Below are 15418 nucleotides of genomic sequence, written 5' to 3' on the forward strand. Positions count from 1 at the left end.
ACTAATAAAATGGCTTAGTCAATAGGCTAAGCCATTATTTAAAAATAAAATAAATGAAAAAATTAGTTTTAGTTTTATTGTTTTGTTCTACTGCAGGTTTTGCCCAGCAAGATGCGCAGTTTACACAATACATGTATAATACCATCAATATAAATCCCGCTTATGCCGGTTCTCGCGGAGTTATGAGCATTTTCGGATTGTATCGCACCCAGTGGGTTGGACTTGATGGAGCACCCGAAACCAGTAGTTTTTCGTTAAATACACCAATAAACAATAATGTAGGTTTAGGAGTATCGTTAGTCAATGATAAAATTGGGCCTACAAATGAAAACAATCTGTCAGCTGATTTCTCTTACTCAATACAAACATCAGCAACTGCTAAACTTTCTTTTGGTCTTAAAGGTTCGGCCAACATATTCAAGCTGGATCCGACAAAATTAAGACCCGAGCATCAGGGAGATCCACAATTTCAGGATTTTAAGAATAAATTCTCTCCCAACATCGGAGCCGGAGTGTACTGGCATACAGATAAAGCCTATGTGGGATTATCCGTTCCTAATTTTATTCAGACCAATCGTTACGATGACAATGAGACTGCTATTTACAAAGACCGTATCAACTATTATTTGATAGCAGGTTATGTGTTTAATCTGGATCGTTATGAAACTATAAAATTCAAACCGGCATTAATGACCAAAATGGTAGAAGGTTCACCATTACAAGTAGATGTATCGGCTAATTTTATGTTCAACGATAAATTTGTAATCGGTGCTGCTTACAGATGGAGTGCTTCTTTTAGTGCTTTGGCAGGATTTCAGATAACCGATAATATGTATTTAGGGTATTCCTATGATCGGGAAACAACCCGATTGGTAAACTACAACTCAGGGTCGCATGAGATATTTCTGCGTTTTGAATTCTTAAAAAATTACAGCCGAATAACTTCACCAAGATTCTTCTAATTATGAAAATAAAAAAAATAGCATATACCGTCTTTTTGTCTTCCGTTTTCTTTAGCGGAATGGCACAAAAGTCAGGTTTAGACAAAGCGGAGAAAAATTACAATCAGTATGCTTACATAGATGCAATTGCTGCTTACGAAAAGGTTGCAGATAAAGGGTATAAAGAGGAAAAAATGCTCCAACGACTGGGTAATGCCTATTATTTTAATGGCGAGTTTGTGAAGGCATTAAAATGGTACAAAGCTCTTTTTGGAATGAATGAGCAACAGGAATTTGAGTATTATTACCGATATGCCCAAACGCTAAAAGCAACGGGAAATTATGCTAAAGCCAATAAAATATTAGAGCTTTTCAATGAAAAGGCAAGTACTGATAAAAGAGGATTGCTATTTGAAAAGAACAAAAATTACTTGGAGCAGATAAAAAACAATTCAGGGCGATTTGAAATAGCCGATGCCGGAATTAATTCAAAATACTCCGATTATGGAAGTTCTTTTTTAGATAACAAATTGATATTTGCCTCTGCCAGAGATACGGGCGGAGTTGTCAAAGAAAAATTCAAATGGACCAACAAATCGTTTACCAATCTTTATGCGGCGGAATTACTTGCCGATGGCAGTATGGGAGTTCCGAAGCGTTTTGAAAGAAAGGTCAATTCAAAATTTAATGAATCGACTCCAGTTTTTACAAAAGACGGTTTAACAATGTATTTTACCAGAAACAATTTTCTGAATGGTAAAAAAGGAGTAGACGACAAAAAAGTCACTTTACTGAAATTGTATAAGGCAAGTTTTATAGAGGGTAAATGGACAAATATTGTTGAATTACCTTTTAACAGTGATCAGTACAGTGTGGCACATCCGGCATTAAGCGTAGATGAAAAAAAGTTGTACTTTGCTTCAGACATGCCAGGTACTTTTGGGCAATCAGATTTGTATAGTGTGATTATTAATACGGATGGCAGTTTTGGTAAACCTGAAAATCTCGGAGAAAAGATAAATACTGAAGGAAGAGAAACTTTTCCTTTTATATCAGGAGATAATGAACTGTATTTTGCCAGCGACGGACGTCCGGGATTAGGAGGACTTGATGTATATGTTTCGACTATTAAAAATGATTTGACGTTTAGTGAAGTTCAGAATGTCGGAGCTCCTATAAATACAAGACTGGATGATTTTGGTTTTATATTAGACAGTAAAAGCAGGACAGGTTTTTTCTCATCCAATAGAGATGGAGGACATGGTTACGATGATGTATACCGTTTTTCGGAAACCAGAAAATTGCCTTGTGAGGAGATTTTATCAGGAACTGTTATAGATGCCGAAACAAGTTTGGTACTGGAGAATGCTAAAGTAAATTTACTGGATAATCAGCTTCAAGTTATAGGAGAAGTAATAACCAGTACTGATGGTAAGTATAGTTTTAAAGTAAATTGTAATAAAGAATATTTTGTTCGCGCTGCAAGAGAAAATTATGAAGCTAATGAACTGCCTAAAGCAATCGATAAAACAAGTTTGACATTGCCTTTGAAAAAAACGCCTCAAAAAGTGGCCGAAAAAACGATTGAAAAATTGATTGTGGGTGATGATTTGGCGAAAATTTTACACATAAAAATGATTTACTTCGATTTGGGTAAATCGATTGTTCGAAAAGAGGCTGCCATTGAGTTAGAGAAGATCCGTCAGGTGATGATTCAAAATCCAAGCATGAAAATTGATGTCCGCTCGCACACTGATAGCAGACAAACTCATGCGTACAATGAAAAACTATCCGACAGAAGGGCTAAAGCAACAGTGGCATGGCTTGTTAAAAAAGGAATAGCTGCTGATCGTATAACTGGAAAAGGATATGGAGAAACACAATTGCTGAATAAATGTGCTGATGGCGTAAAATGTACTACAGAAGAACATCAGGCAAATCGAAGAAGTGAGTTCATCATTGTTTCGATGTAATAAAGAGTTAGCTTTTTTAATAAAGTTGAGTTAATTAAATTGTTATGAAAAGCTGCACGGGTAATCTTGCAGCTTTTTTTGTACCGTAATGCCCGTAAGATGATTAATGTACACCATTCCGGTTTCTATTTGTCGGGCAACATTTAAGGCTCTTTTTTCATCACCGCTAAAAACACTTCTGCCAAGACCAAAATTATTTGCATTAGCAAGGGCCACTGCTTCGTCTTCATTCTTAACACGATAAAACATAAATACCGGACCAAAGATTTCTTCGATATAAGTGAAGTTTCCAAGTTTTATATTGGTAAGGAGGGTAGGTTCCATAAAAGCACCTTTGCGATCAATTCGTTTACCTCCCAATAATAAAGTAGCCCCTTCCTTTACTGCTTGGCGTACTTGTTTAATAAGAACTTCCACGACTTTCTCGCTACTAAGAGGGGCAAGTGTTGTTTCAGGACTCATAGGATCTCGAGCTTTAATAGAGTCAAATTCACTTTGACTTTTTCCAAAAATGAATCCGCCAATGCTTTCTTTAACAATAATTCGCTTAGAAGAGGTACATACCTGTCCTGCATTCCACATACGACCATTTACGGCAGATTCAATTGCTTCATCTATGGTTGGCATCATTCAGTACAATAAATGAATAACTTCCTCCAAGTTCCAAAGTCGATTTTTTGATATACTTACTGGCTGTCGCTGCAATGGCTGATCCGGCTGGCTCGCTTCCTCTCAGGGTAACGGCTTTAATACGCGTATTGGCAACTAGTTCACTCGCTTTTTTACACGGTATAAATAGGTTTTGGTAAACACCTTCGGGAGCACAGGCTTCCAAAAAAATATCTTCCATGAGCTGAGCACACTGCGGTATATTTGAAGCATGTTTAAAAAGCATCGTTTTACCGGCCATTATATTGGGCGCTGCTGATCGGTTAATTTGATAGAAAGGAAACACCAGGGTTGCACACTAAGCAAAACACCCAGCGGTTCGTAACTCAGAAAAGCAAATCTGATAGGAGTTACTAGCGGACTATCGGCCAGGAATTTTTCGCCATTATCAGCGTAATAATCAAATATCGCGGGACTAAGCAAGACTTCTTGTATAGCTTCTCTATGTAATTTACCCATTTCCAATGTCGCCAAAGCACCTAGTTCTTTTTTTCTATCACGCATGATAGATGCCACTTTATGTAATAATTTGGACCTAACATTAAAAGCGGTTTTTTTCCAAGTTTTAAAAGTTACGTTTGCTTTTGAAATTTTTTCTCGATCTCTTTATCGTTCATGACATCAAACTGTTTGATAATTTCGTTATTAAACGGATTGACAGATTTAATAGATGACTTGATTTAATATTAAATTAAAATATGCAGAAATACAGTCTCTAACTAGGTATTTTGTAAAAATAAGACTAAACTATTAAACCATTTTAAAGATAGTTAATGATTTCAGTTTAAGAAAAAAATTACAGTTTCTATTGTTATTACTTTTTGAATACGTTTAAATTGCTTACATTTAGATCTAAAAACTAGCATATTAAGTGAATTTCAACCAAGACTCAATAGTTAAAATACTTTCTTTATCATATTTAATAATATTAGGTTGCCAATATATTTGATAAAACAAACAAATTCAAATTGAAGAAAAATATTTTTTGTATCTATTTTCTTGTCTAAAAATGCAAATGTAAAAGGTATTTCAGAACAATAAACCCAACGTATTTGAAAAAACTAACCTGAATTAGATACGAAAATTTTGGAAAGAAGTTTTATTAAAGATTAACGGTAAGTTTAGGAATTAAGTTTATTGATTTTGAAGAATTTGAAAATAATAACTTTCATGTAACTAATGAATTAACTTTTAAATAGGTTGATGAAGATTTAAACCTATAAGAAGGTTTTAATTAACGGTATAATAATACCCATGGCTATTTTTAATTTAATTAGGTGTATTATGAGGAAAAATCAGTTATTTTTATAGTTAAAAGTTATAACTTCATGATATAATTACGTTTAGTTTAATAACAAAAAAATAAAAATTCAATTATATGCACAAACCTGAAATTCCTGATAACGAGCATCTTCGTTTCGAAGCCTTAGGTGCTTATAAAATACTAGATACATTACCAGAAGAAGAGTATGATGCCTTAACCAAAATAGCAGCACAAATTTGTGGTACACCGATAGCATTAGTAACTTTAGTGGATCATAATCGACAATGGTTTAAATCGCATCACGGTTTAAATGCAACCGAAACTCCAAGGGATTTTGCTTTTTGTGCGCATGCAATAAACACACCGGATGAATTATTTATTATTCCAGATGCTACTAAGGACATACGGTTTCATGATAATCCGTTAACCACTAAAGACCCGAACGTAATATTTTATGCTGGAGCTCCTTTAAACACTAAAGATGGTTATTCTTTAGGGACGCTTTGTGTTATTGATACAAAACCAAGAGAAGGTCTTACAGAGAACGAACAAGAATCATTAAAGGCATTGGCCAATCAAGTGATTTCCCAATTTGAACTTCGTAAAAAAAATAGGTTTTTAGAAGATTTGAATGATAAAATTATTAAAAAAAATGTGCAGTTGGATCAATTTGCGTATCGGCTTACTCATGATTTAAAAGTACCAATACGAGGTATAAATTCATTATTAATTTTTATAAAAGAAGATTATAAAACACTCCTTGAAAACACAGAATTAGAAGCTTGCATCGATTTAATTTATTCTCGAAATGAATACATGGATTTCTTAATTAATGGAATCTTAGAATATACAAAAGTTAGTAACGATCAAATTTGTTTTGAAGATTTTAATGTCGAAAGCACTATTCAATATATAGCTAATAATGGTGCTTTTCATATTCCGACTCATATACATTTTAGGAATTGCGATACCTTTATAAGGCATTCAAAAATAGGTTTTGTTCAAATTATTCAAAATCTTTTATCAAATACAACGAAACATACCGACAAAGAAGAATGTAATGTTTGGATTTCACTAACAGAAAATGAAACTAATTATTCTTTTGTTTATGAAGATGATGGGCCAGGTATACCAGAAAAATATTGGTTAAAAGTATTTGAGTTGTTTGAAACAGTTAATTCAAAATATGATAAAAATGCCGGTATTGGCTTGTCAACAATAAAAGCCATAATAGATCGCGTAGTGGGTACTATTTATTTGAAGAATAGAGAAGATAATAAAAAAGGTGCTTGCTTTTGTTTTGTTTTACCAAAAGAGTACAACTGTTAATTTTTAACGGAAGATTTTATAAGCCTACAACAAGCATTTTACTTTTTCTTTTAATAAAAGTAGTATCGAAAATTTGTTTGTGAAGCAAGAAAATAGCACTTCTCTAGAATTACATCGCCTTTACTGATTTTAATTTGTATAAAAGCTCAGGGCTTTTCGGGCAAAAAAGGCGGTCATGTTTTTGGTACTTAGCATGTCTTTCTTGAATTTGTAGGCAATTTCAAAATTGATTTTTAAATGGGCAAAAGTCCAACAATAAACGGCAATGTAATTCTGGAAGTAACTGCAATAGTGGCATAATATTGGTGCAAACAGGGTAATAGCAGTGACAAAAATGAAACAAAAAATTAGATTTAGTTTGTCATTTTTCAAACGACTTATAAAAAATTCTTTGCTTGATACTATAACTTGTGGTAACTAATACCATTTTTGAAATGTATCGAATAAAATTTTCTTTTTTAAACGGTTATTAACAATTTGAAGTGTCATTCCGATTAATGAAATGGCTAAAAAATTCATAATCAAAATGTTTGCTTCGGTAGGGATCTTTGGCTCTAGGTTTTTTCCAAGAGTTATAATAATCATGGAGAATAGTAAATAGTGCTCAGATTTGATTCCAGTAGGAATTGTGTTTGTTAAAGTAATTGCTGTTTTCATTTTTCAGTGGTATTTGAATGAAACTTCATTTCTTGTTAATAAATAGTTTTAATTTTGAGTGTTTACTAAATCGAATAGATTATCTATCGAAGTTGCAATCACTGCTGACATTGTTAAATTGTTTTTGGAAATAATTATTTTATTAATTTTTATTTTGATTTTGTGTTTCTTAATTCTGATACAAATCTAAGACGATTATAAGAATTGTTTTTGTTTTTTCGATGAATAGCAGTTTGCTGTCGATTATTAATCAATCTTTGTGCTTGACTTGCAGTTGATTATGAATTTTGTGTCGATAAATGAATATTAAAAATGGAAATCGTCCTTTTTTTTTGTTTTTTTTAATATTCAGTTTACTTATTATATAGGTACAGACGTTCTACTTATCTATAAGAAATTTTAAAAATCAGATGCAATGGCTATTCTATAAAAAATAGATTGAAGTATTAGGATCCCTTTTTAGATTTCGTTTTAATGGCTTCAGGATATTTTTTATGAATGAATTACATATAAAATACCATTCGTCGACACTTTTTTTGCAGTTGTCTACACTTTTATTATGAATTAACTAAAAATGACTCTTGCTTTAAAAGGAATAAAATACCTTTGAAGTTGAATAAGTATGCATCAAAGTTTAAAATTAATAAAATGGCAAAATCGTTGAATATACTATTAATAGAAGATGATGCAATTGAAGTAATGAAATTCAATAGAGTACTAAAAAGTTTAGAACTCAATCATCGCATCATCGAAGCAAATAATGGTGAAGAGGCAGTTGATATATTAAAAAGCAAAGAAATAATACCAGATATTATTGTTTTAGACCTCAATATGCCTAAACTAAACGGTATCGAGTTTTTGTCTATCTTGAAAGCAGATGATGTATTAAAATACATACCAGCAATTATCTTAACTACTTCTAACAATCATAGAGACGTTATGGAGTGTTATAAAATAGGTATTGCGGGCTACATTTTAAAGCCCTTGAAATATGAGGATTATGTAGATAGGATAAAAAAAATACTAGATTATTGGAGCACGAATGAATTAATTTCTCAGTAAAAATAAGTAGTGTTATTTTTTGAGTCTAGTACTAGAGATAAGAATTAAAGCTTTTAAATATTTTTTTTGTTTTTTATGTCATAAACAAATTGAAAACCACTTAAGATTTAAAACATTTGTAGAGTAAGAAAAAAAGTAGTACTTTACCTTACAATTCTAAAAGAGTTGAATAGCTGGAATTTGAGTTGGGTTTAGCAGTAGTCTTAGCTACTTTTCGTAGTCAAAAACATTCTAAATAATAGAATGTATTCAGATGTCGTGTTCATGAAATTTTTAAAACTAAGGAGGTAACAGCATGGGAAATTCTCAATTTCATTTTGATAGTGAAACATTCAATAGGATTTTCCCTTTTTATGTTTTGCTAGACCACAACTTACTTATTCAAGACCGAGGTAAAGGTTTAATCAAAGTGCTTCCGGACTTAAAATGCGGAGGATATTTCCTGAGCTCATTTACAATTACCAATCCATTTATCGAAGAGCTAAATGTTGACAATTTTTATAAATTCACCAATCAATTAGTAATAATAGAATCTGTTAAAGATAAAATTTCGCTTCGAGGACAATTTGAAAACTATGAAAATGGCTATTTATTTATAGGTAGCCTATCACATACTTCTGTGAATTATTTTGAAGAAAAAAAAATCTCTCTGTATGATTTCGCTCACTATGATGCAGCATTACAAAATTCTTTGAATACAATATATCAACAAGAAAATCAATTAAAAGAAGCCAATAAGAAAATTGTTGATATTACTCTTTTTACTACTCAAAGTCCAGATCCATTAATTCGCATTGATTTTGAGGGTCATATATTAAAAATGAATCCAGCAGCCGAACATTTAAAAAATCTTATATTTCAAGGAATTGATTGTGAAATTGAGGATTTTTTAAAATTTATCATTCATCAAATTGATAAGACAAAAGAAAGATGGATGTTTGAGGCGGAGAATAATGGTAAGTGCTATTCTTTTGTTTGTAAAAGTCTGCAACGAGAGGGCTGCGTAAATATCTATGGACGTGATATTACAGAACAAAAAAGAGATCAAGAAGAGCTAAATAAGTTGTCCTTGGTGGCAAAAACGAATAAAAACGGCATTGTATTTACTTATCCGGATGGAAAGATATTTTGGTGTAATGATGCATATCTTAAATTGACAGGATATGAGAACGATGAAATTATCGGGAAAACACCTGTTGAAATAGGTTCAAATCCTTTATCGAATAAAGAGGAAATTCGTAGAATGATCAATGCTTTTTACGAAGGAAATACTTTTGAAGTAGAAATTTTGCATGCTAAAAAAAACGGTGGTACTTTTTGGTCTAAAACAGTGGGACAGTCCATTCTGGATTCCTCCAAAAAAGTGATTCAGTATTTTGCAATGATAGAGGACATTTCTGAAGACAAACAAAAAGAAGAACAACTTTTATTACTTTCCTCGATAGCTGATAAGAATATTAGTGCTGTCATTATTTGTGACAAAGAAGGGAAAATTGAGTGGGCCAATAGTAGTTTTACCACAATGACTGGTTACTCCAACGAAGAATTGATTGGTAAGAGTCCTGGTCGTTTATTACAAGGTGAAGCAACCAATTCAGAAACAATTGCTTATTTAAAGAATCAAATAAGACAGGGGCTGCCTTTTACTTGTGAGATCTTAAATTATACAAAATTTAAAAAAAAATACTGGGTTAAGGTCCAAGGACAGGCGCTGCATAACAAACAAGGAGAAGTGATTAAGTATTTTGCTATTGAAGAAAATATTAGTCAAGAAAAAGAATTCAATCAACAGCTTATAGATTCTGAGAATCGTTTGACTTCGTTAATAACCAATCTTCAATCAGGTATTTTACTAGAAGATGAGGATAGAAAGGTTCTAATTGCCAATAAAAGGTTTTGTAATTTATTCGATTTTAAAGGAGAACCAGAAGAAATGATAGGTTTTGATTCTAAAATGGCTACTGAAGAAAATAAACACTTTTTTAAAAGACCAGATGAATTTATTGAAAGGGTAGAAGAAATTTTGAGAGACAAAAAAAACGTCTTTTCTGAAGAAATTGAATTGGCGGATGGACGGGTCTATGAGAGGAGCTTTATTCCGATAGCCAAAGGTAACAAAAGTGACGGTCATTTGTGGAGTTTTGAAGATATTACCATCAAGAAGAAGTACAAAGAAAGTTTAGAAGCAGAAAAAGAAAAATATAGAAATATTATTGCCAATATGAATATGGGATTATTGGAAGTAGATAAAAACGATATAATACAATTGGCTAATCAGTCCTTTTGCGATATGAGTGGCTTTTCTTTGATTGATTTGTTAGGCAATAAATCCTCTGAAATTTTACTGCATCCTGAAGATAAAAAATTAGTTACTTTTAAAAATAACGAACGGGTTAAGGGTAAGTCAGATTCGTATGAAGTAACTTCGATTAATAAAAAAGGAGAAACGAGGTATTGGTTAATTAGCGGTGCTCCCAATTATAATGTCAATGGTGAAGTAATTGGTTCAATAGGAATACATTTAGACATAACTCAGCAAAAGAGCCTGGAATTGCAAAAAGAGGAATTGCTTAAAAAATTAGAAAAACAGAACGAGCAACTCAATGATTATGCTCAAATTGTGTCGCATGATTTAAAATCACCGTTACAAAGCATACATTCTCTAGTAACATGGATCAAAGAGGACAATGATAAAGAGTTTAATGCGCAAACGGTTCAATATCTTGATATGATAGAAGACAAAGTAGAGAAAATGGATCATTTGATTGAAGGAATTCTAACCTATTCTAAAGTAGATGATATCGAGATGATTACTGAAAATATTAATTTGAATGATGAAATCAACAAAATAATTAATATTATTCACATTCCAAAGCATATTGAAATTGTAGTAAAAAATGAACTGCCAACAATTAAAGCAGAACGATTTAGAATGCAACAGTTGTTTTTAAATATCATCAGTAATGCTGTAAATTATATTGATAAGCCTCTCGGAGTTATTGAAATAAGTTTTGAAGAGGAAAAAAAGCATTATATTTTTGCTGTTAAAGATAATGGACCAGGAATTGCTGAAGAGAATCAGGAAAAAATATTTAAAATATTTCAATCTTTTACTTCAGATAAAAGATCAACAGGTATTGGGTTGTCTATAGTAAAAAAAATAGTCGATAATTATAACGGAAAAATATGGATAGAAAGTGAGTTTACAAAAGGCACTACTTTCTTTATTAAAGTACCAAAATAAAAAATATGAAAATAATTCAAGCTTATAAAAAAAAGAATGAAAATTGGGAGTACCTAACAAAAGTAGAGCAATTAAAAAATCCGCTGGTACTTGTTTTTGGAAACAGAATGCAGTTACAGCGTCTGGAAGTTATTGATGCTATCCGAAAGGAATTTCCTTATGAACATCTGGTATTTGGTTCTACAGCGGGCGAGATCATCGATGCAAATGTATTTGATGATTCGATTGTAGTTACTGCAATAGAATTTGAAAAAAGTACGTTTGAAATTAGGACCGATAATATTTTTAACCATAATAAAGATGCGAATGCTTTGGGGCAATCTCTTTACCAACAAATGCCTAAAGAAAGTTTGAAGCATTTATTTGTACTCTCTGAAGGAAGTTTCGTAAACGGAAGCTCCCTTATTGACGGTCTTGAAAATGGCATTCAAAATAAAGTACCAATTTCAGGAGGTATGTGTGGAGACGATGCAAAATTTGAGAAAACACTAGCCTCTTACAAAGAAAATCCAAAAGAAGGAGAAGTCGTTTTAATTGGATTTTATGGCGAGACTTTAGAAATTTCGTTTTCCAGTTTTGGCGGATGGAGTTCTTTTGGTCCAGAAAGAATTATTACCCGGTCAGAGGCCAATGTATTATATGAAATCGATGGCCAGCCTGCATTAGATTTGTATAAAAAATATTTAGGAGACAAAGCGAATCAATTGCCTCAGGCTTCTCTGTTGTATCCTTTGAATGTTATGCCTGAAGGGAAAACGGAAGCTGTAGTTCGTACTATTTTAAATATTAATACCGAAAATCAGTCGATGATTTTAGCTGGAGATGTGCCAGAAAACTCCAAAGTGCAGTTGATGATGGCCTCTGTAGATGCTATCGCAGAAGGAGCTTTACAAGCGGCCATGTTAGCTATGAAAAATAGAAAAAATCACCCACAGCTTGCTTTATTAGTGAGCTGTGTAGGAAGAAAATTAGTTATGAATCAGCGGGTTGAGGAAGAAATTGAGCACGTTCAGGAAATAATTGGAAATGAAGTAGCAATTACTGGATTTTACTCTTATGGTGAAATGGCTCCATTTAGCGGGAATACGTTTTGTGAACTACATAACCAAACCATGACTTTAACCCTAATCAGCGAATAATGAATACCCTATTAAAAAGGCAAATTGCAAAATTTATAAATCCTGAGCATTTAAAACATTTAAAATATTTTTTGCATGCAGTCAATGAATCTTATATTAATAACGAGGACCAGATGAGCATGCTGCAGCGCGCTATGAAAATTAGTTCTAATGAACTTTTCCAAGCCAATAAAAAACTGCGTGAGGAAGCTAATAGTTTAAAAGAAATAAATTCAAATTTGACTGAAATATTGAATTCTATGAATTTGGATGCTGAAAAATTGGGCAATGAAAAAGATTTTAATCAGTCCGATTTCTTAAAAAAGCAATCTATAGAAATTGTGGCCATGAATAAACAAAGAGAAGAATTGCTAAAAAGTTTAGAAAATCAGAACAAAGAACTTAACGAATATGCTCATGCTGTTTCTCATGATCTAAAAGCACCACTCAGAAATATCGATACATTGATTAATTGGGTTCTTGAGGACAATAAAGATGCAATGGGCGAAAGCTGTTTAAACTCGTTTAATCAGGTACTGTTAAATGTCGAAAAAATGGATTTGCTAATCAAAGGGATTTTGGATTATTCTACTGTAGACAAATTAGAATCTGAAGAAAGGTTAATTGACTTTAATCTGGTTATTGAAGAAATAAAGAGAGAGCTTCATATTCCGAAAAATATTAAAATTTCGATAAGTAATGATTTACCAAAAATAAAAGGAAATACTTGGCGATTCAAGCAGTTAATGCAAAATTTAATTGAAAATAGCATTCATTATAACGATAAAGCTCAAGGTCAAATTGAAATTGGCTGTACAGAAAAAGAGCAAGATTTTGAATTGTATATCAAAGATAATGGTATTGGAATCGCTGAAAAATACCACGATAAAATTTTTAAAATATTCACAAAATTAGAAAGCAACAATCAAAATTCAGGAGTAGGGCTTTCTATAGTTAACAAAATTATTGAGTATTATAAAGGTTCTATCTGGCTTGAAAGTAGCGAAAGTATTGGAACAACATTTTATTTCACATTACCTAAAAACGATGGAAAAGCCTAATTTAAATTATATAGACCAACTCTGCGGAGAAGACGATGCATTTAAGCGCAAAATGATTGCAATTATTAAAAAAGAACTTCCACTTGAAATAGCGTCATATCATGAAAATATGGAGGCTGAGAATTATAAACTCGCAGCAGACTGTGTTCATAAATTAAAACATAAAATATCTATTTTAAGTCTTGAAAAAAACTATGATGTTGCGCATCAATATGAGAATAACTTATTAAATGGCACACTTCACTCCGAAGAACAATTTGAAAGTATTTTACATTTAATACAAAGTTTTGTAAATGAATTGTAAGATAAAGCTTTGTTTTTTTTGATGTTTTTTTGTCTTAAATCAATTTAATATAGCTAAATTAAATTAGTGAATGAATTATAAGTATTTGAGTTTTTTACTTGGAACAATGCATTGAATTAAGGGAATCTATTTAAATAGTAAAGGATAAAAATATACAAAAGGCAATTTTTAGTTTTTTTTCTCTAGTAATCAAAAAACTAATTAACATTGTAAAAAAATATTAGTTATTGTTTGATTATTATTCTGAGAATCCTGTCGATTAAAATAATGATAACTAATTTCAATTAGTAATTGTAGTTTATTAAAGCTAGAGTAGATTCAAGCGCTTCATTAAAACCGGTCGATTTGCGCGACTTACAGGAATTACATCCTTACCAATTAACACACTATTGTCTTCAATGTCAATAATTTTTTTTGTATTAATGATAAAGGAGCGATGCACTTTCAAAAACAAATCTTTAGGTAATTTTTCTTCAATTTTTTTAAGGGTGGAATGAACTACATAGTTTTTCTTTTCCGTTTTGATATGAATATAATCTCCTTTTGCTTCTACAATATTTAAAAAAGCAAATTCAATTTTGATTAGTCGGCGATCAATATTTATATAGAATTCATTTGCATTATCCTCATTAGAACTTTTGTTTAGAATTATTTTAGATAAGTGTGTGGAATTCGCTTTTTTAATTGCTTTTTGAAAGCGATCTTCATTAATTGGTTTTACTAAATAATCAACAATACAGTCGTATTCAAAAGCTTCGATAGCAAAATTTTTATCACCGGTTATTAGGATAACTTTCGGTGGATTTTTAATTGTTTTAATAAAATCAAAACCTGTGAAATCAGGAATGTGTATGTCTAGAAAGATTAAATCAACCTCATTTTTATTTAAGAACTTTATGGCATTAATAGCATTTGAGAATTCTTGTAAAAGGTTTAATTGAGAGGTATTCTCAATCATTTTTTCTATTATGGATCTTGCCATTTCTTCGTCATCAATAATAATGCAATTCATAGTTTAAAAAGGTATTACAATTCTTTAGAAGTCTATTGTAGTTACTAAACGTAATTTAATGCTGCCTTTTGATACTTTTTTTAAATTATCTTGGTTTTTTTAGCAATATATTAACTTTTTCAAGATTTATATAGGAATTTTAGATTTTAATTTTTAAAAGATTCTGAAAAAAGTTTCTTTTGATTAATTTATAATAAAAGTTCAATTAATTTTCCCTTTTTTTTAACTTCTTTGCAATTTATAGTCCGTTTTTTGCAACTTTTATTTCTAAGATTTGTTAATATTTCATTTTGATTTCTAAACTAATGATAGTTTGGATAATTTTTAAATCTTTGAGTCCAAACAATCTTTGCCAAAATATCCCTCTAAAATTGATCTATTGTAAATTTAGAATATTTTAGACGATTTTTCTACTAAGTTAAGTCATAAAATGCTTATTACGATGTAATTGGCAAGAATCTTCACTGCTGTAAATTGGATATCTATCCATATTATCTATATTTTTTATTATTTCATTTACCATGATTCAATTTGAACTGAAGCTATGTTGCTTTGAATATCAAGGATGAATTTCTTTTATTTTTTTGTTTTAACATCACGAGGCTAGAAACCGTTTGTCTATATTTTTTGGTAATTTGCCGTAACAAATTAATGAATTACCGAAAATGTTATATTGTTTAAAAAACAGAATGATAACTTTCGTATTAGATAATAGATTTAAATTATCGATATGTGTTAAAATTATTTATTAAATTAATTTAAAGTTTTTAATTGCAAAATGCAA

11 protein-coding genes and 1 pseudogene are annotated in these 15418 nt (G+C 31.2%); 8 read left to right on the forward strand and 4 right to left on the reverse strand.

Features of this window, described 5'->3' with window-relative positions; all coding sequences use genetic code 11:
* Positions 1 to 53 precede the first annotated feature (53 nt).
* Both LNP23_RS10515 and LNP23_RS10520 read left to right on the forward strand, forming a co-directional pair.
* On the forward strand, positions 54 to 962 hold the full coding sequence (locus LNP23_RS10515; RefSeq protein WP_230004837.1) for a PorP/SprF family type IX secretion system membrane protein: 909 nt from the start codon (positions 54 to 56) through the stop codon (positions 960 to 962).
* A 2-nt stretch (positions 963 to 964) separates the two neighbouring features.
* Complete coding sequence (locus tag LNP23_RS10520; protein ID WP_230004838.1) at positions 965 to 2914, forward strand: OmpA family protein; 1950 nt, start codon at positions 965 to 967, stop codon at positions 2912 to 2914.
* 42 nt (positions 2915 to 2956) lie between these two features.
* On the opposite strand, the gene LNP23_RS10525 is transcribed toward LNP23_RS10520, so the two are convergent.
* The gene (locus tag LNP23_RS10525) at positions 2957 to 3544 is read right to left on the reverse strand and encodes an aldehyde dehydrogenase family protein (protein WP_230004839.1); all 588 of its coding nucleotides are present in this window, start codon (positions 3542 to 3544) and stop codon (positions 2957 to 2959) included.
* Positions 3525 to 4174: pseudogene (locus LNP23_RS22950) on the reverse strand (aldehyde dehydrogenase family protein). The gene LNP23_RS10525 and the pseudogene LNP23_RS22950 overlap by 20 nt, the downstream one beginning before the upstream one ends.
* 787 nt (positions 4175 to 4961) lie before the next feature.
* Here LNP23_RS22950 and LNP23_RS10540 point away from each other — a divergent pair.
* Positions 4962 to 6176, forward strand: a complete 1215-nt coding sequence (locus LNP23_RS10540) for a sensor histidine kinase (RefSeq protein WP_230004841.1) — start codon at positions 4962 to 4964, stop codon at positions 6174 to 6176.
* Between the two features lie 417 nt (positions 6177 to 6593).
* On the opposite strand, the gene LNP23_RS10545 is transcribed toward LNP23_RS10540, so the two are convergent.
* Positions 6594 to 6833: a hypothetical protein gene (locus LNP23_RS10545; RefSeq protein ID WP_230004842.1), complete on the reverse strand. Its 240-nt coding sequence runs from the start codon at positions 6831 to 6833 to the stop codon at positions 6594 to 6596.
* A 648-nt stretch (positions 6834 to 7481) separates the two neighbouring features.
* Between LNP23_RS10545 and LNP23_RS10550 the strand changes: the two genes are divergently transcribed.
* The 5 genes from LNP23_RS10550 (at position 7482) to LNP23_RS10570 (ending at position 13622) form a co-directional block, all read left to right on the forward strand.
* Complete coding sequence (locus LNP23_RS10550) at positions 7482 to 7895, forward strand: response regulator (protein ID WP_089478932.1); 414 nt, start codon at positions 7482 to 7484, stop codon at positions 7893 to 7895.
* Between the two features lie 295 nt (positions 7896 to 8190).
* A complete protein-coding gene (locus tag LNP23_RS10555) occupies positions 8191 to 11139 on the forward strand; it encodes a PAS domain S-box protein (protein WP_230004843.1) in 2949 nt (982 codons plus the stop codon).
* A 5-nt stretch (positions 11140 to 11144) separates the two neighbouring features.
* Entirely contained in the window at positions 11145 to 12278 is a 1134-nt protein-coding gene (locus LNP23_RS10560; protein WP_230004844.1) for an FIST signal transduction protein, read from the forward strand.
* Positions 12278 to 13318 carry a sensor histidine kinase gene (locus tag LNP23_RS10565; RefSeq protein WP_230004845.1) on the forward strand — a complete coding sequence of 347 codons (1041 nt, stop codon included), beginning with the start codon at positions 12278 to 12280 and terminating at the stop codon, positions 13316 to 13318. The genes LNP23_RS10560 and LNP23_RS10565 overlap by 1 nt, the downstream gene beginning before the upstream one ends.
* Positions 13305 to 13622 (forward strand): Hpt domain-containing protein, encoded by a 318-nt coding sequence (locus LNP23_RS10570; protein ID WP_230004846.1) that lies wholly within the window; start codon positions 13305 to 13307, stop codon positions 13620 to 13622. Before LNP23_RS10565 ends, LNP23_RS10570 begins: the two co-directional genes overlap by 14 nt.
* Before the next feature lie 307 nt (positions 13623 to 13929).
* Here the strand turns inward: LNP23_RS10570 and LNP23_RS10575 are convergent, their stop codons facing one another.
* Positions 13930 to 14634 (reverse strand): LytR/AlgR family response regulator transcription factor, encoded by a 705-nt coding sequence (locus tag LNP23_RS10575; protein ID WP_230004847.1) that lies wholly within the window; start codon positions 14632 to 14634, stop codon positions 13930 to 13932.
* Positions 14635 to 15418: the final 784 nt, after the last annotated feature.

This window comes from Flavobacterium cupriresistens, from assembly GCF_020911925.1.
Lineage (GTDB): Bacteria > Bacteroidota > Bacteroidia > Flavobacteriales > Flavobacteriaceae > Flavobacterium > Flavobacterium cupriresistens.

Bases quoted from the DNA above. Each gene is read 5' to 3' on its own strand.
- LNP23_RS10515 (WP_230004837.1), top strand. From the start codon at position 54: ATGAAAAAATTAGTTTTAGTTTTATTGTTTTGTTCTACTGCAGGTTTT.
- LNP23_RS10520 (WP_230004838.1), top strand. From the start codon at position 965: ATGAAAATAAAAAAAATAGCATATACCGTCTTTTTGTCTTCCGTTTTC.
- LNP23_RS10525 (WP_230004839.1), bottom strand. From the start codon at position 3,544: ATGATGCCAACCATAGATGAAGCAATTGAATCTGCCGTAAATGGTCGT.
- LNP23_RS10540 (WP_230004841.1), top strand. From the start codon at position 4,962: ATGCACAAACCTGAAATTCCTGATAACGAGCATCTTCGTTTCGAAGCC.
- LNP23_RS10545 (WP_230004842.1), bottom strand. From the start codon at position 6,833: ATGAAAACAGCAATTACTTTAACAAACACAATTCCTACTGGAATCAAA.
- LNP23_RS10550 (WP_089478932.1), top strand. From the start codon at position 7,482: ATGGCAAAATCGTTGAATATACTATTAATAGAAGATGATGCAATTGAA.
- LNP23_RS10555 (WP_230004843.1), top strand. From the start codon at position 8,191: ATGGGAAATTCTCAATTTCATTTTGATAGTGAAACATTCAATAGGATT.
- LNP23_RS10560 (WP_230004844.1), top strand. From the start codon at position 11,145: ATGAAAATAATTCAAGCTTATAAAAAAAAGAATGAAAATTGGGAGTAC.
- LNP23_RS10565 (WP_230004845.1), top strand. From the start codon at position 12,278: ATGAATACCCTATTAAAAAGGCAAATTGCAAAATTTATAAATCCTGAG.
- LNP23_RS10570 (WP_230004846.1), top strand. From the start codon at position 13,305: ATGGAAAAGCCTAATTTAAATTATATAGACCAACTCTGCGGAGAAGAC.
- LNP23_RS10575 (WP_230004847.1), bottom strand. From the start codon at position 14,634: ATGAATTGCATTATTATTGATGACGAAGAAATGGCAAGATCCATAATA.